This window comes from Methylocystis sp. S23, assembly GCF_054106005.1.
In genome coordinates, this window is the sequence record NZ_CM134185.1 from 2,748,199 (window position 1) to 2,774,014 (window position 25,816).

The 25,816-nt window shown below is 66.7% G+C and carries 19 protein-coding genes; 14 read left to right on the forward strand and 5 right to left on the reverse strand.

The window, feature by feature from the left end; all coding sequences use genetic code 11:
• Positions 1-467: 467 nt before the first annotated feature.
• Positions 468-1,568 (forward strand): ATP-dependent DNA helicase, encoded by a 1,101-nt coding sequence (locus ACV7JP_RS13525; protein ID WP_457796192.1) that lies wholly within the window; start codon positions 468-470, stop codon positions 1,566-1,568.
• Between the two features lie 290 nt (positions 1,569-1,858).
• Here the strand turns inward: ACV7JP_RS13525 and ACV7JP_RS13530 are convergent, their stop codons facing one another.
• A complete protein-coding gene (locus ACV7JP_RS13530) occupies positions 1,859-3,061 on the reverse strand; it encodes a hypothetical protein (protein ID WP_457796193.1) in 1,203 nt (400 codons plus the stop codon).
• 109 nt (positions 3,062-3,170) lie between these two features.
• On the opposite strand from ACV7JP_RS13530, the gene ACV7JP_RS13535 reads away from it, so the two are divergent.
• On the forward strand, positions 3,171-3,770 hold the full coding sequence (locus ACV7JP_RS13535) for a hypothetical protein (RefSeq protein ID WP_457796194.1): 600 nt from the start codon (positions 3,171-3,173) through the stop codon (positions 3,768-3,770).
• Positions 3,771-3,795: 25 nt separating this feature from the next.
• Here the strand turns inward: ACV7JP_RS13535 and ACV7JP_RS13540 are convergent, their stop codons facing one another.
• Together ACV7JP_RS13540 and ACV7JP_RS13545 are read right to left on the reverse strand one after the other, a co-directional pair.
• Positions 3,796-4,281 (reverse strand): hypothetical protein, encoded by a 486-nt coding sequence (locus ACV7JP_RS13540; protein WP_457796195.1) that lies wholly within the window; start codon positions 4,279-4,281, stop codon positions 3,796-3,798.
• A gap of 21 nt (positions 4,282-4,302) precedes the next feature.
• Entirely contained in the window at positions 4,303-4,821 is a 519-nt protein-coding gene (locus tag ACV7JP_RS13545; protein WP_457799089.1) for an HNH endonuclease, read from the reverse strand.
• A gap of 401 nt (positions 4,822-5,222) precedes the next feature.
• Here ACV7JP_RS13545 and ACV7JP_RS13550 point away from each other — a divergent pair, with 401 nt between their 5' ends.
• The 3 genes from ACV7JP_RS13550 to ACV7JP_RS13560 all read left to right on the forward strand — a co-directional run bounded on the left by ACV7JP_RS13550 (position 5,223) and on the right by ACV7JP_RS13560 (position 11,788).
• Positions 5,223-6,725, forward strand: coding sequence for an exopolysaccharide biosynthesis polyprenyl glycosylphosphotransferase (locus ACV7JP_RS13550; protein ID WP_457796196.1), 1,503 nt, complete (start codon positions 5,223-5,225; stop codon positions 6,723-6,725).
• Positions 6,726-6,814: 89 nt separating this feature from the next.
• Positions 6,815-8,035, forward strand: a complete 1,221-nt coding sequence (locus ACV7JP_RS13555; RefSeq protein WP_457799090.1) for an exonuclease SbcCD subunit D — start codon at positions 6,815-6,817, stop codon at positions 8,033-8,035.
• Positions 8,036-11,788 carry an AAA family ATPase gene (locus ACV7JP_RS13560; protein ID WP_457796197.1) on the forward strand — a complete coding sequence of 1,251 codons (3,753 nt, stop codon included), beginning with the start codon at positions 8,036-8,038 and terminating at the stop codon, positions 11,786-11,788.
• A gap of 18 nt (positions 11,789-11,806) precedes the next feature.
• Here the strand turns inward: ACV7JP_RS13560 and ACV7JP_RS13565 are convergent, their stop codons facing one another.
• On the reverse strand, positions 11,807-13,027 hold the full coding sequence (locus ACV7JP_RS13565) for a TCR/Tet family MFS transporter (RefSeq protein WP_457796198.1): 1,221 nt from the start codon (positions 13,025-13,027) through the stop codon (positions 11,807-11,809).
• 298 nt (positions 13,028-13,325) lie between these two features.
• Between ACV7JP_RS13565 and ACV7JP_RS13570 the strand changes: the two genes are divergently transcribed.
• From ACV7JP_RS13570 to glpD, 6 genes are all read left to right on the forward strand, one after another.
• The gene (locus ACV7JP_RS13570; RefSeq protein ID WP_457796199.1) at positions 13,326-14,903 is read left to right on the forward strand and encodes a porin; all 1,578 of its coding nucleotides are present in this window, start codon (positions 13,326-13,328) and stop codon (positions 14,901-14,903) included.
• Positions 14,904-14,991: 88 nt separating this feature from the next.
• A complete protein-coding gene (locus tag ACV7JP_RS13575; protein WP_457796200.1) occupies positions 14,992-15,705 on the forward strand; it encodes a tetratricopeptide repeat protein in 714 nt (237 codons plus the stop codon).
• Positions 15,706-15,866: 161 nt separating this feature from the next.
• The gene (locus ACV7JP_RS13580; RefSeq protein ID WP_457796201.1) at positions 15,867-16,073 is read left to right on the forward strand and encodes a hypothetical protein; all 207 of its coding nucleotides are present in this window, start codon (positions 15,867-15,869) and stop codon (positions 16,071-16,073) included.
• 230 nt (positions 16,074-16,303) lie between these two features.
• Positions 16,304-18,064 carry an OprO/OprP family phosphate-selective porin gene (locus ACV7JP_RS13585; RefSeq protein ID WP_457796202.1) on the forward strand — a complete coding sequence of 587 codons (1,761 nt, stop codon included), beginning with the start codon at positions 16,304-16,306 and terminating at the stop codon, positions 18,062-18,064.
• A 478-nt stretch (positions 18,065-18,542) separates the two neighbouring features.
• On the forward strand, positions 18,543-19,904 hold the full coding sequence (locus ACV7JP_RS13590; RefSeq protein WP_457796203.1) for a DEAD/DEAH box helicase: 1,362 nt from the start codon (positions 18,543-18,545) through the stop codon (positions 19,902-19,904).
• Between the two features lie 311 nt (positions 19,905-20,215).
• Complete coding sequence (glpD, locus tag ACV7JP_RS13595) at positions 20,216-21,676, forward strand: glycerol-3-phosphate dehydrogenase (RefSeq protein ID WP_457796204.1); 1,461 nt, start codon at positions 20,216-20,218, stop codon at positions 21,674-21,676.
• A gap of 284 nt (positions 21,677-21,960) precedes the next feature.
• On the opposite strand, the gene ACV7JP_RS13600 is transcribed toward glpD, so the two are convergent.
• A complete protein-coding gene (locus ACV7JP_RS13600; protein WP_457796205.1) occupies positions 21,961-23,685 on the reverse strand; it encodes an acyl-CoA dehydrogenase in 1,725 nt (574 codons plus the stop codon).
• A gap of 129 nt (positions 23,686-23,814) precedes the next feature.
• Between ACV7JP_RS13600 and ACV7JP_RS13605 the strand changes: the two genes are divergently transcribed.
• The 3 genes from ACV7JP_RS13605 to ACV7JP_RS13615 all read left to right on the forward strand — a co-directional run bounded on the left by ACV7JP_RS13605 (position 23,815) and on the right by ACV7JP_RS13615 (position 25,815).
• On the forward strand, positions 23,815-24,039 hold the full coding sequence (locus ACV7JP_RS13605) for an FmdB family zinc ribbon protein (protein WP_457796206.1): 225 nt from the start codon (positions 23,815-23,817) through the stop codon (positions 24,037-24,039).
• A gap of 274 nt (positions 24,040-24,313) precedes the next feature.
• Positions 24,314-24,841, forward strand: coding sequence for a translation initiation factor IF-3 (gene infC / locus ACV7JP_RS13610; RefSeq protein WP_457796207.1), 528 nt, complete (start codon positions 24,314-24,316; stop codon positions 24,839-24,841).
• Between the two features lie 194 nt (positions 24,842-25,035).
• Complete coding sequence (locus ACV7JP_RS13615) at positions 25,036-25,815, forward strand: hypothetical protein (RefSeq protein ID WP_457796208.1); 780 nt, start codon at positions 25,036-25,038, stop codon at positions 25,813-25,815.
• Position 25,816: the final 1 nt, after the last annotated feature.

Below are 25,816 nucleotides of genomic sequence, written 5' to 3' on the forward strand. Positions count from 1 at the left end.
CGCTAAAGGGCGGAGGTAAAGCTTTTCTCAACGGGAACATTAGGGCAATCGGGTGAACGACAATCTCGAACGTTAGCCGCCCTATACCTCCCCTTTACGGGGAGGTCGGCGGTCGAAGACCGCCGGGTGGGGTTCGCGCCGCCATAGCCCGTCTGTAAGACGGGCGTCTTCCAGACGCCCTTTGGCGGGGCCACCCTCCCCGTAAAGGGGAGGGATTCACTAACGCCCAGCGTTAACCCGATTGCCCTGACGGGAACATCGGATGGAGCCCGCTTTCCGGCGTCAAGTTGACGCAACGACAGCGACCGCGTGAACGCCGGGCGCGAGTCCCTTGGCGAGGCATCGGGCGGCCAACCGTGCGAGGCTCCACATGGCGAAGGAGATCCCAGACTTTCCTTTTCGACCGGCTTGTGGCGGCGGGCGCCTTTCGCCATCGTGCACGTTCCCGATTCGATCCGCAGGGACACATGCCCGTCTGGACGCCCGAGCAGGACAATGCGCTGAACGCCGTCGCGACATGGCTCGCGACGCCGCGCGGCCCGCAGCTCTTTCGGCTCTTCGGCTATGCCGGAACCGGCAAGTCGACGCTCGCGCTCCATCTTGCCGAGCATGTCGAGGGCGACGTCGCCTTCGCGGCGTTCACCGGCAAGGCGGCGCTGGTCATGCGCTCCAAGGGCTGCAAGGACGCGCGCACCATCCACAGCCTCATCTATCGCGCGACGGATTCCGAGACGGAGGAACCGTCCTTCGTCCTCAATGACGACAGCGAGGCTGCGCACGCCAAGCTCATCGTCATCGACGAATGCTCCATGGTGGACGAGGAGCTCGGGCGCGACCTTCTCTCCTTCGGCAAGAAAGTGCTGGTGCTGGGCGACCCGGCGCAATTGCCTCCGGTGAAGGGCGGCGGCTTCTTCACCGAGGCCGAGCCCGACGTGATGCTGACCGAAGTGCATCGCCAGGCGGCGGACAATCCGATCGTGCGCCTCTCCATGACGATCCGCGAAGGCGGGGCGCTGCAGCGCGGCGCCTATGGCGAGACGCGCATCGTCGCGCGCCAGGAGCTCGATCCGGCGCTTGTCACCAGCGCCGACCAGGTGCTCGTCGGCCTGAACAAGACGCGGCGGGCCTATAATGGCCGCCTGCGCGAATTGCGCGGCTTCACGGCTGGGCCTTTCCCGCATTCCGGGGAGAAGCTCGTCTGCCTGCGCAACAACCGCAAGAAGGGCCTGCTCAACGGCGCGCTCTTCACCGTGAAGAGCGCCGGCGCGTTGCGGCGGGGCAAGATCAGAATGCTCGTCATGCCGGAAGAAGGCGAGGCGGGCAAATTCCAGCGCGTCTCCGTCATTCCGCAATTCTTCGAGGGCGGGGACGGGGAGATCCCTTACGCGCTGCGCAAGGACTCGGACGAGTTCGATTACGGCTATGCGCTTACCGTGCACAAGGCGCAGGGCTCGCAATGGAACAACGTCACCCTCTTCGACGAATCCTTCGCCTTCCGCGAGCACCGCGCCCGCTGGCTTTATACCGGCGTGACGCGCGCGGCGCAGAAGCTGACGCTGGTGATGTAATCAGCGTGACTCCGTCCGCCATCGCTGTGCAGAAGGCGAAGCAATCCAGAATCGCATCATGGCGCTGGCTTGCTTCGTCGCTTCGCTCCTCGCAATGACGGCGGAAGCCGTGTCAACCGCTATTGCGAATGAAGCGATCCAGAGGCGGCGCCGTCGCCCTGGCTTGCGCCGTCGGCAACCCGTCATTGCGAGCCGAAGGCGAAGCAATCCAGAATCGCATCGTGGCGTTGGATTGCTTCGTCGCTGCGCTCCTCGCAATGACGGCGGAAGCCGCGTTGACGTCTGACGCGCTATTTGCCCCAATTGTCGATGGCGTCGGCGAAGACGCGTTCGCCTGCGGGGCCTTTCTCCATATTGATCGTCGCGGAGCGGCCGTCCGAGAGCTGCAGCGGGAGATCGATGACGGCCATGGAGCGCAGCAGCAGAACGTTGCGCGCCTCGCGGTCGCCGCGCATCAGGCCGATGAGGAAATTGTTCTCCGTGATCGGCACGGGAATGCCGACGACCTTCTCGCCTGACTGCGCGTCGGCGCGGCGCATCTGGATTGGGCCGATGGCCTTCACGCCGCCGAGCGGGCTGCCGGGTTGCGGCTTGAAGGCGACGTTGATCGTGTGCGACGCGGAGAGCGTGGAGTCATTGTTCTTCTGGAGCAGCATGATCATCTTCATCTTGCCGTCCGGAATGTCCACGTCGCCGCGAATGGCGGAGCCGATCGGCTGGCCTGGCGCGCCGCCGACATTTTCGAGCCGCCACACGACGGTCGCATTGTAGATGCGGTCGACCTTGTCGGGCTCCTGCAGCGAGGCGACCCACATCTCCGCCTTCTGCGCCACCGGCACCGAGGGCGCGCGCTTGCCGGAAGCCGGCGCGGGCGCGGAATTCCCGCCTTCGACGCGATCGCCGAACTTGCCGGCGTCCGCCGTCTCGCCCGGGCCCGATTCTTCCGGTTTCAGCTTGGCCAAATCTTCCGGCCGCTCGCGCAGATACCAGGCGAGGGCGCCGACAACGGCGATCAGCGCGACGAGCACGCCGCCAAGCGCGATGATCCGCGTCGGCGGCCGCCGGGATTTCGGCGGCAGAGGCAGCGGCGCCGCCGGGCGCTGCGCCTCGCGCGCCGGCGCTTCGCTCTCGGTCTCGGCGAGGGTTTCGCGCCAGGCGTCCTCGGCGCTGCGCGCGTCGGGAGGCGTCTCCGTCGACGGGGCGGGTTTTGCGGCGGCGCTCCGACGCGGCGGCGACGACGAGTCCGGCTTGCCGGACGCGGGCTTCTGCGCCGGCGCATTCTTCGCCGCGAGCTCGATCTCGACGCGGGTGATCGCTTCTTCCAGCGCGCGGCCTTCCGCGGCGATATCCGCTTCCGCGACCGGCGGCTGAATGCCTCGCAACTGGCTGAACAACGCCTTGCGCGCACGCTCATAGACCGCCTGCCTGGCGTCAGGCGATTGTTGCGGAAGAGCGGCAATGGCCCGCGAGATCAACGAATAGTAATCAGCCATGCCTTGGTTAAGAGCACTTCCCTCGGGGCGCGTCAATCCTGACCCCTTGCAAATCCGGGAAAAACCGGGGATTTGAGCTGGCGTGTCGGCTATCCTCGGGAGAAATCGGATGTCGTTGCTTCCTCCGCTGGCGCGCGTCTTTTGCGCGGCTCTCATCGCGGCTCTTCTCGCGCCATCGGCCGCGCGCGCCATCAGCATGGACAAGGCCTCGACCATTCGCGATCAATGCGAGATCTCGATCGGGCCGGATCTTGTCGGCGTCGTCGCTTACATGCCGGACCGTTCCCGGGATCGCTTTTGCGGCGAGTTTCCGGCGACGGGACGAATCATCCTCACCATCGATCTCATCGCGGAGCGTCTGCGCGCGCTTCCGATCGAGGTGCGCATCGTGAAGGAGCCCGGCAAGCCGCTCTCCGAGGAGGACGATCTCGCGCCCGTCACCGTCGCCTATTTCGCGCCGCGCCTCTATCCGGGCGGCGCCGTTCCGGTCGAGCATGTCTTCGCGGAGAGCGGCGACTACGCCGCCTTCATCTCCGTGATCGAATCCTCGGGAACGAAGCGCACGACGCGCTTCGGCTTCACCGTCGGCGGCTGGCTGCAGTTCTACGCCACGGCCATGCTCGCGGGCGTCTTCCTGACGGGCGCGGTTCTCGCTTATTGGCAATATAGCGACGCCGGGATCAAAGGCGCGCGCCGCAAGCGGCTTTGACGGCCCGTCGCTTTACGCTTGCGCCTCAATCCGCCGGCGTCCGACGCGCCGGCGCGGCGATGAGCCAATAAATCGCGCCGGTCAGCGCGCCGGTGAGGAAAAACAGAAGCGCAAGGCGGCTTTCCGCCTCATTGACCTGTTGGGCGCGTTCGAGCCCCTTCGCCGCGCGCGCGATCCAGGGCGAGGCGCCGGCGAGCAGCCCACTCACGCCGGAATACCAGACGAAGGAACGCGCGCCCGCCGCTTCGCCCACCAGCGCGGCGACGGCGAGCGGCGCGGCGCAGGTCGCGATCGCCGCCGCCCAGACGACGAAGCTCAGGGCGGCGAACGTCTCTTCCGGAGCGCCATTGTTCATTGCTTCGTCGAAGACGGCGAAAAACCCGGCGACGAGGGCGGTCAAGCCGATCTCGCGCGTCGCCGGATCGAAAAGCGCCGACATAAAGAGAAACGCGGCGCCGACGCCGGCGGCGATGACGTAGCCGAAGCTCATGACGATCAGGCGGCGCAGCATGAAACCTCTTCCGCGCCCGCCTTACGGCTCGAGCACCGAATCCCAATAGAGGTAGTCCATCCAGCTTTCGTGCAGATAGTTCGGCGGGAACAGCCGTCCGTTGCGGTGCAGATCGGCAATGGCGGGCTGATAGGGCGCCTGGGCCGGCATCATATGCGCTTCATGCGGCAAGCGATCGCCCTTGCGCAGATTGCAGGGCGAGCAGGCCGCGACGACATTCTCCCATGTCGTGGCGCCGCCTTTCGAACGCGGAATCACGTGATCGAAGGTCAGCTCGTCATGCGCCCCGCAATATTGGCAGGTGAAGCGATCGCGAAGGAAGACGTTAAAACGAGTAAAGGCCGGCTGACGGGCCGGCCTTACATATTCCTTCAGCGACACGACCGAAGGAAGGCGAATCTCGAAGCTCGGACTTTTTACCGTCTTATCATATTCCGAGACGATGTTGACGCGATCCAGGAAGACGGCCTTGATCGCGTCCTGCCATCCCCACAGAGAAAGCGGATAGTAGCTCAGCGGCCGATAATCCGCGTTGAGCACGAGCGCGGGACAGGCCTGCGGCGAGACATTCTGTTGTCGAAAGTGAGCGGTCACCCTGCCAGCCTCTCGGTTTCGAGAAGGGCCTGATGGACCGCGCCAAGGTCCATGCCGGCCTTTTGCGACTCTCAGTATTTTACAGGCAGGATGACGCGCTTGTGAAGGCGCCCGGGCGGGCGTCGCGTCTTGGACTTCAAACGGCCGCGCCAAAGTATTGATATCGACGCCGCCGGGAGCGCGCGCGAAGTCGCGCGCATTTTTCTGTCGGCGGCGGGTAAAGGCGACCAATTCTCCTTTCCGAGAAAGTTTAAAAGGCTCGCGAATTGCAGCCGGCGGGGAAAGGTTCCGTAGCCGGCTCGTCTTGTTTCGTATTGGGACAAGAGAGTTCGATTGGGAGACAAGTCTTGTCCCATCAGCTCGATTATCGCGAAGAGCGGATACGCGCGGAAAAGCCGTCCAGGGCAGGCGCCCGGCGCAGGAAAACGCAAAACCGCGGAAAGGGGCAAAGCTGGGCCCCCCGGCGCAATACGGCGATCGTTCGCCTTTCCTTTTCAGTTCTCGCCGCGTCGCTCGATATGCTGGCGATTGCGCTTGGGGCGGTCGTCGCGCAGATCGGCTATCATATGGCGGCCTATGGCTGGAGCGGCCTTTCCGCCGCCAACCTTCAGCCGAGCTTGACCGCCGCGTGGGTCTTCCTCCTCGCCAATGCGGTGCGGCACGAATATTCTTTTGCGCATTATCTCCAGCTCCGCGGCCACGCCTGGCGCTGTTTCGGCCTGTGGACGCTCGCCAGCCTCTTTGCGGTCGCGATCGGGTTTTTCACCAAGACCGCCGAGGAGACGTCGCGCGTCGCCTTCGTGCTCGCCTCGATCATGAGCCTCGCCGCGATCTTGGGGCAGCGCGCGATTCTGTGCCATTTCGTCCGCGCCAGCGCGGAGACGGGCGGCGTCTCCGCCCGGCGCCTCTTTCTCGTCGGCTTCGAACGGGACGTCGAGGCTTTCACCTATCGCCACAAGCCCTGGGCCTGCGGCATGAACGTCGTCGCCTCGATCGTGCTGCGCGACAGCGAGGCCACGCTCCAGGACGATCTGACCCTCGCCGTCGCTTCCGCCCGCATGCTGCGGCCGGACGACATCTTCATCCTCGCGCCCTGGTCCCGCATGGAGGCGATCGACGCGTGCGTCACCGCCTTTCTACATGTTCCAGCCCGCATTCATCTGGGGCCGGAGCGCGTTCTCGACCGTTTCGTGGACGCGCGTATCGACAAGGTCGGGGCCATTTCCAGCCTCAGCCTGTCGGGGCGCCGGCTCGACCTTCTCGAGATCGCGGCGAAGCGCGTTTTCGATGTCGCCGTTTCGGCGACGGCGCTGGTTGCGCTCTCGCCGCTGCTGATCCTCTGCGCGCTGCTCATCAAGCTGGAAAGCGAGGGGCCGGCGTTCTTTTATCAGCGCCGCTACGGCTTCAATCGCGAGACCTTCCGCATCGTCAAATTCCGCACGATGACGACGATGGAAGACGATCGGCATGTGAAGCAGGCGACCGCCGACGATCCGCGCGTTACGCGCGTCGGGCGCTTCCTGCGCCGCTACAATATCGACGAATTGCCGCAGCTCCTCAATGTGCTGCGCGGCGAGATGTCTCTTGTCGGCCCGCGCCCGCACGCTTTGGCGCATGATCAGCTTTTCGAGCGGCGCATCGCGCTCTATGCGCGCCGCCACAACGTCAAGCCCGGCATTACCGGCTGGGCGCAGGCGAACGGGCTGCGCGGCGAGATCGATTCGCCGGAGAAGATCCGTCAGAGAGTCGAGCACGACCTGTTCTACATCGACAACTGGTCGTTGCTGTTCGACATCTGGATCATGTTCCTCACCGTCTTCTCGCGAAAAGCGTATCGTAACGCGATTTGACGGTTGGGGGGCCGGCGGCGGCAGGCCGGGGCGGGCGGGTTGCGTATCGCTTGCGTCGAGCCTGCCGCTTGCTGCTTACTGCCCCGGCCGTGATTCGTATCCTCCATACCGCCGATTGGCATCTGGGCGCCGCGCTGCAAGGCTGGTCGCGCGAGCGGGAGCACCGCGCCGCGCTCGGCCAGCTCGTCGCGCTGGCGAAGGCGCGCGACTTGGACGCCGTCATCGTCGCCGGCGATATTTTCGACAGTCTCAACCCTTCCGCCGAGGCGCAGCGGCTCCTCTACGAGACGCTGCGCGATTTGCGCGCCGCCAGTCCGCGCGCGACCATCGCGCTCCTCGCCGGCAATCACGATCCGGCGGGCAGGCTCGAGGCGCCGCGCGCGCTGTTCGAAATGGCGGGCGTCCGTTCAATCGGCGTCGTGGCGCGGCGCGAGGGCGCGCTCGATCTCGACGCGCATCTGCTGCCGATCCGCGACTCATCCGGCGCGATCGGCGCCTATCTTCTCGCTTTGCCCTATCCGCGCGCCGCCGACCTGCCGATCGCGGGCGCGGATGTCGCGGGTTCGCCGGTCGTGTGGGGCGTACGCGCGCTGTACCGCGAGGCCTTCGACGCCGCGCGCGCGCGCGTGGGCGCCGCGCCTCTGGTGCTCACGGGCCATCTGCATGTGGCCGGCGGGCTCGAATCGGAAGGCGCGGAGCGGCGCATTCTCGTCGGGGGCGAGCACGCCGCGCCGCCCGACATATTTCCGGAAGGCGCCGCCTATGTGGCCCTCGGCCATTTGCATAAGCCGCAGAAGGTCGGCCGGGAGACGATCCGCTATTGCGGCGCGCTGATTCCGATGTCGAAGACGGAGATCGGCTATGCGCATGGCGCGACGATCGTCGAGATCGACGCGAGCGGCGCCGCGACGAGCGAGCATGTTCCCTTCGAGCGCTGCGTCGCGCATTTGCGCGTGCCGCCGCGAGGGGCGCTTGAGGCGGCCGAGATCGAGAAAGCGCTGGCCGGGCTCGCCATCGATCCGCGGACGCCGGACGATGCGCGGCCTTTCGTTCATCTTTCCGTAAAAATCGACGGCGCTTCGGCGGGATTGAAGTCGGAGATCGACGCCATTTGCGAGAAGTTTCCGGTCCGGCTCGTCTCGCTCGCGGTCGAGCGCCCGCAGCGCGCCGACGCGCCCCAGGCCGCGCCGATGCGCCTCGCCGAGCGCAAGCCGCTCGACCTCTTTCGCGAGGCTTTCGAGGCCACGCATGGCGTTGCGCCCTCGGAGGCGCATCTGCGCTGCTTCGACCTTCTCGCGGAGGAGGAATAATTGCGCATCCTCGCCATCAGGGGCGAGAATCTCGCGAGCCTCGCCGAGCCTTTCGCCATCGAGTTCGAATGCGAGCCTTTGCGCTCGGCCGGGCTCTTCGCCATCACCGGCGAGACGGGCGCGGGCAAATCCACCATTCTCGATGCGCTGTGCCTGGCCCTTTACGACGAGTTTCCGCGCGTCGCGGCGCCCGGCGCGCGCGACGACATGCCCGATCCCTCGGGCGCCAATATCAAGGAGAACGACCCGCGCACCATTCTGCGGCGCGGCGCGGGGCGCGGCTTCGCGGAAGCGGATTTCGTCGCGCGCGACGGCGTGCGCTATCGCGCGCGCTGCGATCTCATGCGGGCGCGCGGCAAGGTCGCGGGCAAGCTGCAACAAAGGGCGCGCGCGCTGTGGCGCATCGACGCGAGCGGCGAGAAGATCGAGGCGGTGGAGTCGGGCGTCGAGCCGGTCAATCGCCGGATCGTGGAGCTCACCGACCTCACCTTCGATCAGTTCCGCCGCACGGCGCTTCTCGCGCAAGGCGACTTTGACGCCTTTCTGCGCGCCGACGCCAGGGAGCGCGCCGATCTTCTGGAGAAGATCACCGGCGCGGAAATCTACGGCCTCTTGTCGAGGCGCGCTTTCGAACGTTGGGGGGAGGCGAAGAGCGCGCTCGCCGCGCTGGAGGCGCGTCGAGCGGATATCGGCCTGCTGGCGGCGGAGGCGCGCGCCGCGATCGACGCCGAAATCGCCGAGATCGGGACGCGGCGGGCGGCGCTCTTCAGGGAGCTCGAGGAAGCGCGCGCCGTGTTGGGGCGCCTCGACGCCGTTGCGCAGGCGCGCGACAGGCTCGCGCAGGCGGAAGAAGCGCGCGACGGCGCCGCGCGGGCCTGGGACGCGCTCGCCGGAGAGCGGCGGACGCTGGCCGATCTTGCCCGCGCCGAGCCGCTGCGCGCGCCGCGCGAAGCGCTGCGCAACGCCCGCCGCGCGCATCTCGACAGGCGCGACGCGGCGGCGCGCGCCGAAGAGAAGGCGCAAGCGGGGCGCCTTGCGCTCGACGAGGCGCGGGCGCGGGCGCGAAACGCGGCCGAGGCGCGCGCCGCCGCCGAAGACGAGACGAAGCGTCTGGCGCCCCTGTGGGACGAGGCCGCCGCGCTCGATACGCGCATCGACGCTTTGGCCGAGGAAGCCGCGCGCGCGCAGGCGGCCGAAACGGCGGCTTCGGCCTGGCTCGACGGGAAGCGAAAGGCGCTGGCGGAGGCGCAATCGGAGAAGGTCGCGGCCGCCGCGTCGCGCGACGCAGCGCGGGCGGCGCTGGAGGGGCTCTCGGCCGCGCGGCCCTTGAGCGAGCGCTGGGGCGAGATCGCGGATTGGCTCGCCAAGCGCGCGCAGTTTGTCCGAGACAAGCGGGAGGCCGCGCGTGAACTGGCCGAAGCGCTCGACGCCCTGAAGCGCGCCTCGGATTCGAGCCGCGCCTTCGACGCGGCCGACAGGGAGGATCGCGAGGCGCTCGCGCTGGCGCTGTCTCAAACGCGCGAGCGGGAGGCGGCGCTTGCGGCGCTCGATATGGCTGCGGCGGCCCGCAGGCGGGACGAGCTGGCGCGCGCGCAGGAATTGCTGCAAGCCATGGCCGCCGGCGCGGCCGCATATGACGCCGCGCGGGAGAAGGCTGAAAGCGCCGAGGCCGACATTGCGCGCTTCGACGCCGACGCGGCCGCGCTTCTGCGCGACATCGAAGCGCGAAAGGCGTCCCGCGACGCGCAGGCGGCGGGGCGCGAAGAAGCCGAGCGTCTCGGCGAACTGGCCGACGCCGCCGCCGACCCGCACGCCCTGAAGCTGCGCGCGGCGCTCGAGGCGGATGCGCCCTGCCCAGTGTGCGGCGGGCGCGAACATCCATTTGCCCATTCGAGCGGCGCGGCGCGCGAGCTGGTGGAGACTCTGCGCGCGAAACGCGACGCGGCGCGCCGCGCGCTGGCGCAGACGGAGAAGGAGATCATCTCTTTCTCGACAAGCGAGGCGACGGCGCGCGCCTTGACGGAGGACGCCCGGCGGCGTTTGGCGGCGGCGAGCGTCGCGCGCGACGATGCGGCGCGCCTATATGCGGCGCATCTCGCGCAAGCCCCCGACGCGGGGGCGCCCGCCGACATTGCAGGCGCCGCCGCGCCGATCGCCGCGTCGCTGCGGCGGCTCGCGGATGAGCGCGCCGCGCTCGCGGCGATCGCCACGACCGCGCTCGATCTTCAAAATGAGGTCGATCGCCTGCGCAAGCGCGTCGACGAGACGCGCGACGCGCTCGAAGCGCGCGGCGCCGCGCGCGCCGAGGCGGAGAGCCTCATGCGAAGCGCGGGCGAAGCGCGCGCGCGATTCGAGGAGAAGCTCGCCGGCGCAAGCGAGCGCATGGCGTCCCTCGACCGGGCGCTTTCGCCGTTCCTTCCGCTTTGCGATTTGACAAGCGGCGATCTCGATCGCGATCCGTCGGGCGCGAGACGGCTTCTGGAAGAGGCCGGGGCGCGCTGGCGGGCGGCGGTCGAAGCGTCGACAGACGCCGAAGCGCGTCTCGTCGAGCTGGCGCCCAGGATCGCGACGCTCGGCGCGGAGACCGAAGCCGCGGTCGAGCGGGCAAGGTCAGCCGCCGAAGATCATGCGGCGCGCGCGGCCGATCTCGCCGGCTTGCGCGCGCGCCGCGCGGGCCTGCTCGACGGCGAAGCCACGGCGGCGCATCGCGCGCGTCACGAGGAAAAGCGCGCTCACGCCCGCGAGGCGCACGAGACGGCGCAAGCAATGGCCGCCGAGGCCGACAAGGCGCGCGCCGCCGCCGAGGAGGGCCGCGCCGCCGCCGCGCGCGAATCAGAGGCGGCGCTACGGGCGTCGGAGGCGGCCGGCGCCGCATTCGCCGCTCTTCTGTCGGCCTCCGGCTTCGACGAGGATACCGCCGCGGCGCTGCTCGCGATTTCTCCGGACGAGGCGGAGGCGATGCGTCGCGCGGTCGAGAACGCGCAATCCGCGCTTCGCGCCGCGCAAACCGCCGTCGAGCAGCGCGGCGACGTCCTTCGCGAGGCGGAAGCGCAAGGAGCGCCCGAAACGCCGCGCGCGGCGCTCGAGGCGCAAGCGGCGGAAACGGCGCAAGCGCTCGACGGCCTCGCCGGGCGGCTCGGCGCGCTGCACGAAAGGCTCGCTCGCGACGACGAAGCGCGCTCGCGCGCGGAAACATTGTCGGTCGAGATCGAGGCCGCGCGCTCCGCGCGCAAGATCTGGGACGAGATCAATGCGGCGATCGGCTCGAAGGAGGGCGACAGGTTCCGCCGCTTCGCGCAGAGCGTGACGCTGGAGCAGCTCGTCGCGCTCGCCAATCGACGCCTCGCGCTCTTGTCGCCGCGCTACCGTCTCGAGCGCGCGGGCGAGATCGGATCGCTCGGGCTGCAGATCGTCGATCGCGATCTCGGCGACGAGCGCCGCTCCGCGCGCTCGCTCTCGGGCGGCGAACGCTTCCTCGCGTCGCTCGCGCTGGCCCTTGCGCTGGCGGGGCTGGAGGGGCGCGATTCCTTCGTCGATACGCTCTTCATCGACGAGGGCTTCGGCGCGCTCGACTCCGCGACGCTCGACGTCGCGATCGACGCGCTGGAGAATCTGCAAGGGCAGGGGCGCAAGGTCGGCGTGATCAGCCATGTCGAATCGATGCAGGCGCGCATCGCGACGAAGGTCTGCGTCGAGCGGCGGGGCGGCGGCGTCAGCCGCGTGCGGCTGCGGGCGCCGGGATTCGAGGGATAGCCGCCGCTTGAGATTCCCCTAAAGCGATCCTCGCTTGATCGCCTTCAGCGCGACGAGGAGGCTCGCGGCGAGCAGGAGGGCGGCGAAGAAATATCCCGCGCCGACGAAGAAATCGAGCGACAGCGACAGGGCGAAGATCTGGGAGAAGAAGAGCGGGCCGACCATGCCGGAGACGCCCCGCAGGCTCCCGAGCGCGCCTTGGAGCCGTCCTTGCTCCTTCGGCCCGGCGAGGCGCGTCGCCAGGCCCTGGACGGCGGGATTGGCCATGCCCCAGAGGGCGATGAGCGGCGGCGCCGCCATGAAGATCGCGCCGGTCGGGGCGAAGGCGTAGGCGAGGAATCCCAGCGCGCCGCTGACGAGAGCGATGATCAGCGTCGTCTTCTCGCCCAGCCGCGCGACGGCGGGACGCACGAGTCCGCCCGAGACGACGGTCTGCGAAACGCCGACAATGGCCAGCGCCCAGCCGGTCGTGCTCGGGTCCCAATTATAGCGGGCCTGCGTATAGAGCACGAACAGCGCGGGCAGCGACTCATGCGCGAGATAGGAGAGGAAGAGCGCCGCCGCGAAAAACGAGAGCGTCTGGCGGCTGCGCAGGAATTCGAGCGAGCCCAGCACATTGGCGCTGCGCCAGACGATCTTCTCCGCGCGTTTCTCCGGCGAAAGCGATTCGGGAAGGATGAACCAGCCATAAGCGAAATTGGCGAGGCTGAAGAAGGCCGCCGCCCAGAAAGGGAAGCGCAGGTCGTAATCGCCCAGCGCGCCGCCAATGGCGGGACCGAGGATGAAGCCGAGGCCGAAGGCCGCGCCGATGAGGCCGAAACGGCCGGCGCGTTTTTCCGGCGGCGTGATGTCGCTGATATAGGCGTTGGCGGTGGCGACGCTCGCCGCCGTCGCGCCGGAGATCACGCGCCCGACGAAGAGGAAGGGCAGGGACGGCGCCAGCGCCATGAAGATATAGTCGAGACCGAGCCCCAGATTGGAGGCGAGGACGACGGGACGGCGGCCGAAATGGTCGGAGAGGGCGCCGAGCACGGGCTGGAAGACGAACTGCATCGCCGCCCAGGCGAAGCCGAAGACGCCGGCGATGCGCGCCGCCGAGCGCAGGTCCCCTCCCTCGAACTGGGCGATGAGCTTCGGCAGCACGGGAATGACGACGCCGAGCGCCAGCATGTCGAGCGCAACCGTGATGAGGATGAAGAGGAACGCCGCCTCTCTTCGAGGCTGGGGCGCGGAAATCATGGGCGGCCTTGGGTTGAATGGCTGGCGCTTCCGATAGCGGTAACGGCGGCGCCCGGCAAGGCGAGGATGAAGGTCGCCGCCGGGCGGCTCCCGACGCGCGCGCCAACCTTCACATGACGGCGCGCTGTTGCGGGACTGCCACTCGAATCAGTCCTGTAGACCCTTAAACTGTGGCAATCGGGACACAGCCGCGCTGGAGTCATCTGTCACAGTCTGTCTTGGGTCCAGATTGTCACGTCTCTGTCATGGAGCGACGGCTTCACTCCCGCTCGGAAGTTAACGCTTGGGGAACCAACCAATGAAATTCCGACCTGGATATCGCGCCCTCGCCATTGCGGCGTTCGGCTTCACGGCCGCCTTCGCCGCCGCTCCGGCGGCGGCGGACACGGCCGCCGAAATCCGCTCCCTCAAGGCGCGGTTGAACAAGCTCGAAGCTGAAGAGGCTGCGGCCAAGCGCGCCAAGGCCGAGGCGGCGAAGGCCGCCCACGCCGCTCCCGTCGCCGCCGCCGGCCACGCGCCGGAAGCGCCGAAGCACTGGTACGAGAAGATCAGCCTGCGCGGCTATACCCAGATGCGGTATAACGACATCATCAACGGCAATATGTGGAACGACGTCTATAGCCCGCATGATCGTTCGGTCGGCGCGCGCAGGAACTTCCTGCTTCGCCGCACGCGTCTGATCTTCAGCGGCGACGTTTCCAGCCATCTGTATCTTTACGTTCAGATGGACCTCGCCTCCGCGCCGTCGGGAACCTTCAGCCCAAGCTACACCGCCGGCACGAACCCGACCTTCGCGTTCTACAATCCGCAGATCGGCATCTACGGCAACTCGGCCGGCTACTTCGCCCAGATGCGCGACGCCTATGCCGACATCTCGATCGACGACAAGAAGGAATTCCGCTTCCGCGTCGGTCAGTCGAAGATCCCCTACGGCTTCGAAAACATGCAGTCGTCGCAAAACCGCCTCGCGCTGGACCGCGCGGACGCGATCAACAGCTGCTGCAAGGACGAGCGCGATCTCGGCATCTTCTTCTACTATACGCCCGAGCACGTTCGTCACCTGCTCCGCGACCTTGTCAGGAACAACCTCAAGGGCACGGGCGACTACGGCATGTTCGCTCTCGGCATCTATAACGGCCAGGGCGCGAACCGCATCGAGCTGAACAACGGCGTCCACATCGTCAGCCGCTTCACCTATCCCTACGTCTTCGAGAACGGTCAGATCGTCGAAGCGTCGATCCAGGGCTATACCGGCCGTTACGTCCCGACGACCTCCTCAATCACGCCGTCTCTTGGCATGGCCACGGGTTGGGCGGGCTTCCGTCCGGTCGGCTATCCCGGCGCCGGCGTGCCCTTCATCAACGCGCCCGGCTATTTTGACATCGTCCGCAACCTGACTCTCGGCACCTATCCTGCCCTGAACGCCTACAGCTATAGCTGCGCCAATGGCTGTCAGGGCGTCAAGGACGACCGCGTCGCCATCACCGGCGTGATCTATCCGCAGCCCTTCGGTCTGAAGGCGGAATGGAACTGGGGTCGCGGTCCGGCTCTTGACCCGACCCAGACCTATATCCGCTCGGCCGGCCTGAATGGCGGCTATGTCGAGGCGACCTACAAATACGACGATACGCTATACGGCCTCGGGACCTTCTTCCCCTTCGTGAAGTGGCAGTATTTCAACGGCGGCTGGAAGGTCGAAACGAACGCGCCCTACGCTCGCGTTCACGAACTGGACGTCGGCGTCGAATGGCAGCCCTTGCCCGAGGTCGAGGTGACCGCCGTCTACACCAAGATGAACCGCACCAATACCGGCGCGGCTCCCTATCGCCAGTTCAGCGCCGATCTGCTGCGCATGCAGTTGCAGTGGAACTACTGAGCGAAGTTCGATACCTTATCAAACGAAGCGAACGTCCCCGGTCATCCGGGGGCGTTCATTGTCTTTTGCGGAGTCCATAGGCGTTCGAATGCGAAAGCGCGTCCACTCTCTCCTGATTCTTCTCGCCGTCGCCTGCGCGAGCCCTGTCCGCGCCGATGATTTCGAGGCGGCGACCGCCGCAACCAAGCGAGGCGATTTTGCAGCCGCCTTCAAGCTCCTGAAGCCGCTCGCCGAGAAGGGCGACGCGCGGGCGCAAGGCGAGCTCGGGGCCATTTACGCGGTCGGCAGGGGCGTCACCGCCGATCCCAAGGAAGCGCTGAAATGGACCAGGCGCGCCGCCGAAAACGGCGACGCGGCCGCGCAGGCCAATCTCGGCACGATGTATCTCGAGGGTCAGCTCGCCCAGCGGGATTACAAGGAGGCTATGAAGTGGAATCTGCTTGCGGCGGACAAGGGCGTCGCGGCGGCGCAGGCGAACATCGCCAGCATGTATTACGAGGGCAGCGGCGTCGCTCAGGACTACCGGGAAGCGGCGAAATGGATGCGCCTTGCCGCCGAGGGGGGAGACGCCGAATCTCAGGTGAATCTCGGGACCATGTACGTCACCGGCCAGGGCCTGGAGCGCGACCTGCTGCGCGGCTACATGTGGACAAATGTCGGACTCGAAGCCTTGCCCATGGCCCCCGCCGAAAAGAAGGAATTGCAGGAAATATCCGCGAAGACTCTTCCCGCGGACGACGTCGCCAGGGCTCAGGCCATGGCGAAGAAGTGCAGGGAATCGAAGTTCAAGAGTTGCGACTGACTCCCTCGCCTGGCCGAGGGCCTGCCGCTCCTCCGCGGACCCGCCGACGCACCGTTCAGCCAAGTCCGCCACCACGCCCCTATGGCGATAAGCATTGAGCCCTTTATTCAGGCCATTGGACGGGGGCTGATTCCAAGGCCGGCGGGTCAAATCTCAATGACATGCAGGCCGAACATGTCGCGACCGACTATCAGCGCGACATGACCAAGATCCTGCAGGCGCGCGCCAATGGCGTCTTCGCGCCGGGCGGCTCGGCGCCGCTCAACGATTACAACATCGTCGGTGCGTCCATGCCGGGCCGGCAGGGCTTCTATTTCAACGGCGCGCATCCGGACCTCTTCGAAGCCCGCGCGCAGGTCTATTGGTAAGAAGCGCCGCGCGGAATCACAGCCGCCTCGCCATCGCGAGGCGGCTTTTCATTTCAGGAAACGCGCTTTCGTTTCCGCCGCTACGCTTTGTTTCTCCATTATTTTCCGGCTGCGACACGCCCCGTCTTCAGCGCCTTTTCGCCACAAAATCTGAGAACATGACGGTTGTGTGACAGCGAAGCATTCGATGTCTTCGCTCACCTTTCCGAATGATCTTCGAGAGGGCAGGCATGATTTTTTCGAGGAAGAAGCGCGCCATCGCGGCGAGCGCGCTGGGGGTTTTCATGACAGGCTCCGCCGCGCATGCGGCGACCGATTCAGCCGCCATCGAGACGCGCCTTCGCGCGCTGGAGGCGGAGATCGCCAAGCTGCGCAAGGAAGCGCGCGCGGCGAAGGCGGAGGCCGCCGCGGCGTCCAGCGCCGCAGGCAAGGCGACCAATGTCGCGAACGCCGCGCACGCCAAGGCCGATTCCAACGTCCCGCCGCCCGTGTTCGTCTCCTTCAGGAACGGCCTTTTCGTCGAAACGGAAGACAAGGCGTATAATTTCAAGATCGGCGGCCGCATGCAGTTCGACGGCGGCGCGACGACGCAGCCGCTCAACGGCTGGTCGGAGCAGGCCGGCGTGCGGCAGGTTCGCCTCGAAGTGGAGGGCAAGGCCGCGAAATACTGGTTCTACAAGCTGCAATACGACTTCGCGGGATCGCAATACGGAACGCCCTTCAACGCGCCCGTTCAGGGCGGCATTCGCGATTTCTATGTCGGATTGCAGCATCCGGCGCTTTCCTTGCCCTTCACGAAAGACCCGGCCTTCATCCATATCGGCAGCTATTTCGAGCCGTTCAGCCTGGAGTTCACCATGTCGTCGCGGTTCCGCGACTTCATCGAGCGCGCGATGCCGGTCGAAACCTTCGCGCCGAGCCGCCACCTCGGCGCCGCCATCGGCGCCTATGGCGACAATTGGTCGGCCAAGGGCGGCGTCTTCACGACGAGCTTCGAGGACCTCAACACCACGCCGGCGGTCGGCGTTCCGGTCGGCTTCGGCGTATCCCCCAAGGCGGGCTGGGCGTCCACCGGCGGCGGTCAATATTTCGAGCTCACCGGCCGCGCCACCTATGCGCCGATCATGACCGAGCATGATCTGCTGCATGTCGGCGTCTCCGGCCGCTATCACCAGCCCAACAGCGCGACGGGACTTTCCGACGACCGCGTGCTGAGGCTCGGCAACCGCATCCGCTCCGAGGCCTATCAACTGAATCAGGGCCTGCTCGGGACGCCGGATCTTTCCTGCGGCGCGATCGCCTTGCCGGGCTGGGCGACGGCCGCCGCCGCCCGATGCGTCAACAATGTCGAAGCCTTCGGCGTCGAACTCACGGCCGCCCATGGGCCGCTCTCCTTGCAGGCGGAGTATTTCGGGCAGCAGGTCAACCGCAATGAGACGAATCTCATGCTCGCGCGCATGGCGGGCGCCTTCGCGCCGGGCGGCGCGTCGCATTATTTCAGCGGCTATTATGTTTATGGCCAGTGGTATCTGACCGGAGAGGAGCGCGCCGCCGCCTATGACGTGACGAACAAGATCGGCGCGACTTTCAACCAGATCAAGATCAAGCATCCGCTCAGCGCCGGCGGTTTCGGCGCCATCGGCGTCGCCGCCCGCTATAGCGAAGTGAATGTCAACAGCGGTCCGTTCTCCGGCTCCGGTCTTTACAATATGCTGGCCTATACGACCTTCGTGGCGCCCAATCCCGCCGCCGCCACGGCCATCGCCAATGCCGGCGTCGTGGGCGGCCGGCAGCAGAATGTCACGCTAGGCCTCAACTGGTATCCGGACAACGGATTCCATTTCCAGTTCAACTGGATTCACGTGCTGCAGGCGTCGGCGCCGCTGAACGACTATGCGCTCTATACTTCCGGCGCGCCGGCGCGTCAGGGGCCCTATTTCAACGGCGCCCATCCCGATCTCTTCGAGGCGCGCGCGCAGGTCTATTGGTGAGAGGCGGAAAGCCAAAGAGCGCGCCCGGCACAAACTGGCGGAGCCGTGCCGGGCGCTTGGTTTCGACCGCGGATGGAGACCGGTCGAATGCCTAAAATATATCCGGCGTCTCCCGAGGCTTTGTTTCTGGATCGTTACTGTTGGCGGTCGCGTATGTGTCCAGGAGCGGCGATTGCGGTTCCGGATTGCTTCATCGGCGAAGCCCCCTCGCAATGGCGGCCGCGAGGCGCGTGTCCGGCGCAAAAAGCCGCATTGACCGGGGCGGCCGCTTCCTCTACGAACAAGGCGCTGCGCCGCAGCAGGCGCCCTCCAGCCGCGTAGATCGGATTCTTGCCTCTCGGGGCCTCCGACCAGCTGTCGAGCCGCCTCCACGCCTCAATCGACGGCCCGCTACGCAGGGCAAGTCTCCCATTTCAACCGGATCGAGCGAACCGCGCCCCGCCAAGGCGCGCGCGCGATCGTCTATGAAAGACGCTAAGTGACAACTTTTTCCGATCTTGGCCTTGCCGAGATTCTGCTCCGCGCCCTGAACCGCGAGGGCTACGAGACGCCCACTTCCATTCAGGCTCAGGCCATCCCCTTTCTGCTTCAAGGCCGCGACCTTCTCGGCATCGCCCAGACCGGCACGGGCAAGACGGCGGCCTTCGCGCTGCCGATCCTCGAGCGGCTCGCCGCCGAGCGCCGCCGGCCCGCGCCCTTCACGGCGCGCGCGCTGGTGCTCGCGCCGACGCGCGAACTCGCCGCCCAGATCGCCGACAGCTTCCGCGCCTATGGGCAGTTCCTGCGCCCGAGCGTCGGCGTTATCGTCGGCGGCGTGTCGCATCGTCCGCAGATCGACATGCTCGCGCGCGGCCTCGACGTGCTCGTGGCGACGCCGGGGCGCCTGCTCGACCACATCGCCTCCGGCCGCTTCAAGCCCGCGACGACCGAGGTGCTGGTGCTCGACGAAGCCGACCATATGCTCGATCTCGGCTTCATCGTCCCGATCCGCCAGATCGTCGCGAAGCTGCCGAAGAAGCGCCAGACGCTGCTCTTCTCCGCCACCATGCCGAAGGAGATCGCCGGCCTCGCGCAGGACATGCTGAACGATCCCGCGCAGGTTTCCGTGACGCCGGTCGCGACGACGGCCGAGCGCGTCGATCAGCATGTGTTTCTCGTCGATGGCGGCGCCAAGCGCGACATTCTCATCGAGCTGATGAACGACGCCGAGATTTCCCGCGCCATCGTCTTCACGCGCACCAAGCGCGGGGCGGACCGTGTGGCGCAGCATCTCGACGCGGCGGGCGTCGGCGCCGAGGCGATTCACGGCAATAAGAGCCAGAGCCAGCGCATCCGCGCGCTCGACTCCTTCCGCAAGGGCCGCACGCGCGTGCTCGTCGCGACCGACATCGCCGCGCGCGGCATCGACGTCGACGGCGTGACGCATGTCGTGAATTACGAATTGCCGGAAGTTCCGGAGGCCTATGTCCACCGCATTGGCCGCACGGCGCGCGGCGGCGCGTCGGGCCGCGCCATCTCGCTCTGCGACAATGGCGAGCGGTCGCTGCTGCGCCAGATCGAGAAGCTGACGCGTCAGTCGATCCCGTCCACCGACCGCCGCAGCGCTGATCAGCGTCACGAGGAGTCCGAGCCCGCGCGCCGCGCGCGGCGCGGCAATGGCGCCGCGCCCAAGGGACATTCCGCCGGCCACGGCGCCGCGCGCCATGCGCCGAAGCATCCGCGCCGCGAGGGGCCGCATCGCGACGGGCAGCGGCAGAACGCGCCGCGTCCCGCGAACGGCCAGAAGCGCCGCGCGCATGGCGGCGGCGCCCGTCAACGGCCAGACGCGCCGAGGGCCTGATCGGCTTTGTCGCGACGCCATCCCTCCCCGCAAGGGGCAGGATGGCGTCGCAGCTTCGGGATTACGACGGCGATTGCGCCCGCTTGCTTTTTCCTTAATACCGGTTTCGTTTAATTCATTCCCCGCGCGGCCGTCATTGCGAGCGAAGCGAAGCAATCTAGGGGCCGCGGCGACGCTCTGGATTGCTTCGCCAGTATTGCGAAGTCGGGTATACCCACTTCGAGAAAAGGCTCGCAATGACGGGGCGCGCGAACGAGGTGATCAAGCGGAAACCGTATTAGACTGGGCATGAGCCAAGGCGAGCGGCGCGCATGTTATATGATCTTCTGATCATCGGCGGCGGAATCAATGGCTGCGCCATTGCGCGCGACGCGGCGGGGCGGGGGCTCTCCGTACGCCTCGTTGAGCAGAACGATCTCGCGAGCGGCACGTCGTCGGCGTCGACGAAGCTCATTCATGGCGGCTTGCGCTATCTGGAGCTCTATGAGTTTCGTCTCGTGCATGAGGCGCTGGCCGAGCGCGAGCGTCTGCTCGCCGCCGCGCCGCATATCATCTGGCCGTTGAAATTCGTCCTGCCGCATGAAAAGGGCCTGCGTCCCGTCTGGATGCTGCGGCTCGGCCTCTTTCTCTATGACCATCTCGCGCGCCGCAAGCGGCTCGACGGCTCGCATATGGTGTCGCTGAAAGGCAATGCGCTCGGCGCGCCTTTGCGCGAGAGCTACAATGTCGGCTTCACCTACGCCGATTGCTGGGTGGAGGATTCGCGCCTCGTCGCGCTTAACGCGCTCGACGCCAAGGAGCGCGGCGCGACGATCACCGTGGGAACGCGGCTCATTCAGGCCAAGCGCAAGGGCGCGCATTGGATCGCGACGCTTGAAGGCGGCGCGGAGATTGAGGCGCGCGCGCTGGTGAACGCCGCCGGGCCGTGGGTTTCGCAGGTGATCGAGGATGCGCTGCATGTGCATTCGCGCAAGCATGTGCGGCTGGTGAAGGGCTCGCATCTCGTGACGCGCAAGCTCTATGTGGGCGAGCACGCCTACATTCTGCAAAATCCCGACGGCCGCATCGTCTTCGCCATTCCCTATGAGCGCGAGTTTACGCTCATCGGAACCACGGACGTTCCCTATGACGGCGCCCCGGGCGCGGTGTCGATCGGCGACGCCGAAACGGACTATCTTCTCGAGTCGATCAATCATTTCCTGCGCGCGCCCGTCTCCCGCGACGATATTGTCTGGAGCTTTGCGGGCCTGCGCCCGCTCTATGACGACGGCTCGCTCGACGCTTCGGTCGTCACGCGCGACTACGCCTTCGATCTCGACGCGCCCGAAGAAGGCGCGCCCGTTCTGTCGATCTTCGGCGGCAAGATCACCACGGCGCGCCGACTCGCCGAACATGCCATGGAGGAATTGCGCCGCTTCCTGCCGCCGCATGGCGAAGCCTGGACGGAAAGCGCCGTCTTTCCCGGCGGCGATGTCGATTTCGAGGATTTTCTCGCGCATCTGAAAGCCGACAAGCCGTTTCTCGGCGACGATCTCGCGCTGCGCCTCGCCCGCGCCTATGGCGCGCGCGCCGAGCGTTTTCTGAAGCACGCGCATTCGATGGATGATTTAGGCCGCGATTTCGGATGCGGCTTCACCGAGACGGAAGCGCGTTACCTCATCGAGAACGAATGGGCGCGCAAGGCGGATGACGTGCTGTGGCGCCGCTCGAAATTGGGCTTGCATATGAGCGGGGAAGAGCAGGAGGCTTTGCGGGAATATATGGGCGGTTAATCACGAACCGCGCCCCCTCTCCCCGCTCGCGGGGAGAGGGCTGGGGTGAGGGGCAAGGCCACATCCGCATGCTGGTCATCAGCGCAGCGACGAAAGGCTCGCGCTGCGGCTCGCCCCTCACCCTAATCCTCTCCCCGCTCGCGGGGAGAGGGGATGTCGATCGCGCCGTCATTGCAGCGGAGCGAAGCAATCCAGAGCCGCATTGGCGCCCGCTGGATTGCTTCGTCGCACTTTTCGAAGCCGGGATACCCGACTTCGCCATAGGCTCGTCGCACTGACGGGCGTCAGCGGGTGAATAACTCGCCGCCCTCCGTCACCGACTCCGCCCCCTCCGTCACCATCTTCGCCAGACCCGGCGCGGCGACGGCGACGTTCTTTGCGAAGAAATGCGCGAGCGTCTCGTAGCGCGCGGCGTTGGGGTCGCCGTCGCGGCGCGCGGCTTTCGCGCCTTTCTCCAGAAGCGTCGCGCCGCGCGCCAGAGCGAAGAGGCGAAGATAGGGCGTCGCGCCGGCGAGCGCCTCGGCGGGCGACGCCTTCAATGCCGTGGCGAGATAATCGCTCGCCTGCGCAAAGGCCTCGACGGCTGCGCCCACCGACGCGTAATGGCTCTCTTTCGCGATCGCGCGCATGTCCGCGATCTCGCGCTTCAGCGCCGCGCCGCCGGACATGGGCAGCTTGCGGCCGACAAGGTCGATCGCCTGTATGCCGTTCGTCCCTTCATAGATCGCGCAGATGCGCGCGTCGCGCATGAGCTGGGCGACGCCGGTCTCCTCGATATAGCCCATGCCGCCATGGACCTGCACGGCAAGCGACGTGACCTCATTGCCGATATCGGTCGAGAAGGCCTTGGCGACGGGCGTGAGCAGGCTCGCGCGTTCGTCGGCCTCTTTGGCCTTCTCGGCGTCGTCAAAGCGATGCGCGCGATCGAGCGACGCCGCGGTTTCGAAGCAGATCATGCGCGCGGCCGCCGTCAGGCTCGCCATGGCGAGCAGCATGCGTTGCACGTCGGGATGCGCGATGATCGCGCTCGTCTCGGAGGCGCCGATCGCGCGTCCCTGCTTGCGCTCGCGCGCATAAGCGAGCGCCGCCTGCGTCGCGCGTTCGGCGAGCGCCACGCCCTGCAAGCCGACATTGAGGCGCGCATTGTTCATCATCGTGAACATGCAGGCGAGGCCGTTATGCTCCTCGCCGATGAGGAAGCCGGTCGCCTCCTCATAGATCATGGTGCAGGTCGGCGAGGCGTGGATGCCGAGCTTATGCTCGACGCCCCCGCAGCGCACGGCGTTGCGCCGCGCGAAGGCGCCGGTTTCGTCCGGAAGGAATTTCGGAACGAGAAAGAGCGAGATGCCCTTCACGCCCGCCGGCGCGTCCGGCAGCCGCGCGAGCACGAGATGCGCGATGTTGTCGGAAAGGTCGTGCTCGCCATAGGTGATGAAAATCTTTTGTCCCGAGATGCGATAGGAGCCGTCGCCGCCGCGCCCGGCGCGCGTGCGCAACAGCGCGAGATCGGAGCCGGCCTGCGGCTCGGTCAGATTCATCGTGCCGGTCCATTCGCCGCTGACGAGTCTCGCGAGATAGGTCTCCTTCAGCGCCGCGCTCGCATGGGCCTCCAGCGCTTCGATCGCGCCATGGGAGAGCAGCGGGCAGAGCGCGAAGGAGATGTTCGCCGCGTTCCAGATTTCCGTGCAGGCCGCGTTGAGCAGCGCAGGAAGACCGAGCCCGCCATGCTCCGGATCGGCGGCGATGGCGCTCCAGCCGCCGTCACGCCACCTGGAATAGGCTTCGCGCCAGCCAGGCGCGGTGGTCACGTCGCCGTCGACGAACGTCACGCCGGCGCGGTCGCCGATCCGATCGAGCGGCAGAAGCTGGCCTTCCGCGAATTTCGCCGCCTCGTTCAGCGTCTGCTCGGCGACGCCCCCGGCAATGTCCGCATAGAGCCCCTCGGCGTCGGCTCCCGCCGCGAGGCGGAGCGAGAAGAGAATGTCTTGAAGGGGGATGCGGTAGGTCATTTCTTCTCTCGCGGGCGGGTGGTCACGTAAAATCTAGCGCGCATTCGGGCGGCCGGGGCGGTCTTGCTTTGCCGCGGCGCCGCGAGGGCGTAACATAGGATCACGAATTTTCCAGCCCGTGAGTCCGCCATGCCCCTCTACGCCTTTCGCTGCCAGGATTGCGCCCATGAATTCGAGACTTTGGCGCGTTTCGAGGAGACCCCGGAATGCCCCGCCTGCGGGGCCGCGCATGTCGAGCGCCAGCTCTCCCTGATCGCGCGGCCGGCGCCGGGCGGCGATATGGGCGCGGGTGCCGGCTGCGGCGCCTTGTCGGGCGGGACGCCCTGTCCGAGCTGCCCGGCCTTGGCCGATTGACGCGGGAATGGAGCCCTTCTTCGAAAGACGGCGAAGCCAAGCCGTTTTTCGCCCCATGGCGCGCCGGGCGAGCCGCGGCGCTCATCCATGATTTCCTTTAATGCAGGATTTGGCGTGAATAACGCCAAATCCCTCGATTTGGCCAGTTGACATGCCGCGCTTTCGTGAGAATCTCCGGTGCTTCGGGGTTTCCGTCCGGACGCCCTGTCGACGCATTTGCAATCGAGGCCGAGACGTTCGGCCCGCTGAAGGAGAGTGATCCATTCGCCGGCCAATGAAGAGCACCGCGGCGCCGCAGAAGGAAGGCCCGCGCATCAACCGAGAGATTCGCGCGCGTGAAGTGCAGTTGATCGATTCCGAAGGCAAGAATCACGGCGTCGTTCAATTGCTGGACGCGCTGGGCATGGCTGAACAGGCCGGGCTCGATCTTGTCGAGATCGCGCCGAACTCGACGCCTCCCGTCTGCAAGATCCTGGATTACGGCCGCTTCCGCTTCGCGGAGCAGAAGAAGGCCGCCGAGGCCCGAAAGAAGCAGAAGGTGGTCGAGGTCAAGGAGATCAAGCTGCGCCCGGGCATCGACGAGCACGACTACGGCGTGAAGATGAAAGCGGTCCACCGCTTCTTCGAGGAGGGCGACAAGGTCAAGGTGACGCTGCGTTTTCGCGGCCGCGAGATCGCTCACCAGGACATTGGCTATCGTCTCATGACGCGCGTGAAGTCCGAGACGGCGACCGTGGCCAAAGTCGAGCTCGAGCCGTCGATGGAAGGCCGGCAGATGGTGATGGTGCTGGCGCCGAGATGACGCGTTTCGCTCGCCGGCTCCTATCCGGCGGGTTGGGGGAGGGGCTGATTTTGCGGATGCCGATTGCGCGGTCCTGGAGAATTTTCGCTCGGGCGGCCGCCGGAGCGGCGTCGGCCGCGCTGATCTTGGCCTCGATTCCGGCAATGTCCCAGCTTGCGCTCCCAGGGGCCGTGGCGCCGACGCCGGAGGGCACAGTGACCACGCCATCGGCGCCGAGGCCGAAGAAGAAGGTCAGCAGCGGCGAGATGGGCGCGGCGCGCGGGCCGGTCGTCATGCCCAAGGCGCCCTCCGACGACACCATCGTCGGCAAGGCCCTGAAGCTCGACGGCGCCGGCAGCGCGATCGAATTCTCGCGCGCCGGGACGGAGCTCCAGGTTTCGAAGCTTACCCTTTCGGGCGACCGCCTGTCGCGCTCCGGCGAGGAGTGCCGAGTCGACGTGGCCGGCATGCCCCTGAAGCTGACCCCGCAAAATAGCAGCTCGGGCTTGCGGCGCTATCAGATCGCCTTTCCGGCCTGTCCCTTCGCGCTCGACGTGCTGGACGGCGCCGTCCTCGTCACCAATGAAGGCAAGGCTTGCGAGATCAAGGTCGCGGACTGCCGCGCCGATCCGAGCGGTCTTTGGGGCATGGCCGAGGCCGAGTTCGACCCGAAGAAGGCCGAGGAGATGCTCGGCGCCCGCGCCAAGGTGGAAAAAACCGTGCGCGCCGATTTCCGCGAGCTCTATGATCGCAACAAGAAGGACAAGCTGGTTCGCAGCTTCGTCGTGAAGGAGCAGGCGGGTTTTTCCTCCTGGCGCGAGGAAGTGTGCCGCAACTACGCCAAGGAGCCCGATTTCGGCTATTGCGCGCTCCGTCTCACCGAAGCTCGCGCCATTGTGCTCGGCGCCCAGCTTGCGGGCGGCGTGAAGCTTCCCGATGGCTATGCCGAAGCCGCCGCGGCGGAAGAGGCGGCGATGAAGGCGAAGAAGAGGTGAT

What these genes read in the sequence shown, in the direction of transcription:
- ACV7JP_RS13570 (WP_457796199.1), top strand. Translation starts at nt 13,326, where the DNA reads ATGAAATTCCGACCTGGATATCGCGCCCTCGCCATTGCGGCGTTCGGC.
- ACV7JP_RS13565 (WP_457796198.1), bottom strand. Translation starts at nt 13,027, where the DNA reads ATGATTTCCGCGCCCCAGCCTCGAAGAGAGGCGGCGTTCCTCTTCATC.
- ACV7JP_RS13530 (WP_457796193.1), bottom strand. Translation starts at nt 3,061, where the DNA reads ATGGCTGATTACTATTCGTTGATCTCGCGGGCCATTGCCGCTCTTCCG.
- ACV7JP_RS13580 (WP_457796201.1), top strand. Translation starts at nt 15,867, where the DNA reads ATGCAGGCCGAACATGTCGCGACCGACTATCAGCGCGACATGACCAAG.
- ACV7JP_RS13540 (WP_457796195.1), bottom strand. Translation starts at nt 4,281, where the DNA reads ATGCTGCGCCGCCTGATCGTCATGAGCTTCGGCTACGTCATCGCCGCC.
- infC (WP_457796207.1), top strand. Translation starts at nt 24,314, where the DNA reads ATGAAGAGCACCGCGGCGCCGCAGAAGGAAGGCCCGCGCATCAACCGA.
- ACV7JP_RS13535 (WP_457796194.1), top strand. Translation starts at nt 3,171, where the DNA reads ATGTCGTTGCTTCCTCCGCTGGCGCGCGTCTTTTGCGCGGCTCTCATC.
- glpD (WP_457796204.1), top strand. Translation starts at nt 20,216, where the DNA reads ATGTTATATGATCTTCTGATCATCGGCGGCGGAATCAATGGCTGCGCC.
- ACV7JP_RS13605 (WP_457796206.1), top strand. Translation starts at nt 23,815, where the DNA reads ATGCCCCTCTACGCCTTTCGCTGCCAGGATTGCGCCCATGAATTCGAG.
- ACV7JP_RS13525 (WP_457796192.1), top strand. Translation starts at nt 468, where the DNA reads ATGCCCGTCTGGACGCCCGAGCAGGACAATGCGCTGAACGCCGTCGCG.
- ACV7JP_RS13575 (WP_457796200.1), top strand. Translation starts at nt 14,992, where the DNA reads ATGCGAAAGCGCGTCCACTCTCTCCTGATTCTTCTCGCCGTCGCCTGC.
- ACV7JP_RS13600 (WP_457796205.1), bottom strand. Translation starts at nt 23,685, where the DNA reads ATGACCTACCGCATCCCCCTTCAAGACATTCTCTTCTCGCTCCGCCTC.
- ACV7JP_RS13585 (WP_457796202.1), top strand. Translation starts at nt 16,304, where the DNA reads ATGATTTTTTCGAGGAAGAAGCGCGCCATCGCGGCGAGCGCGCTGGGG.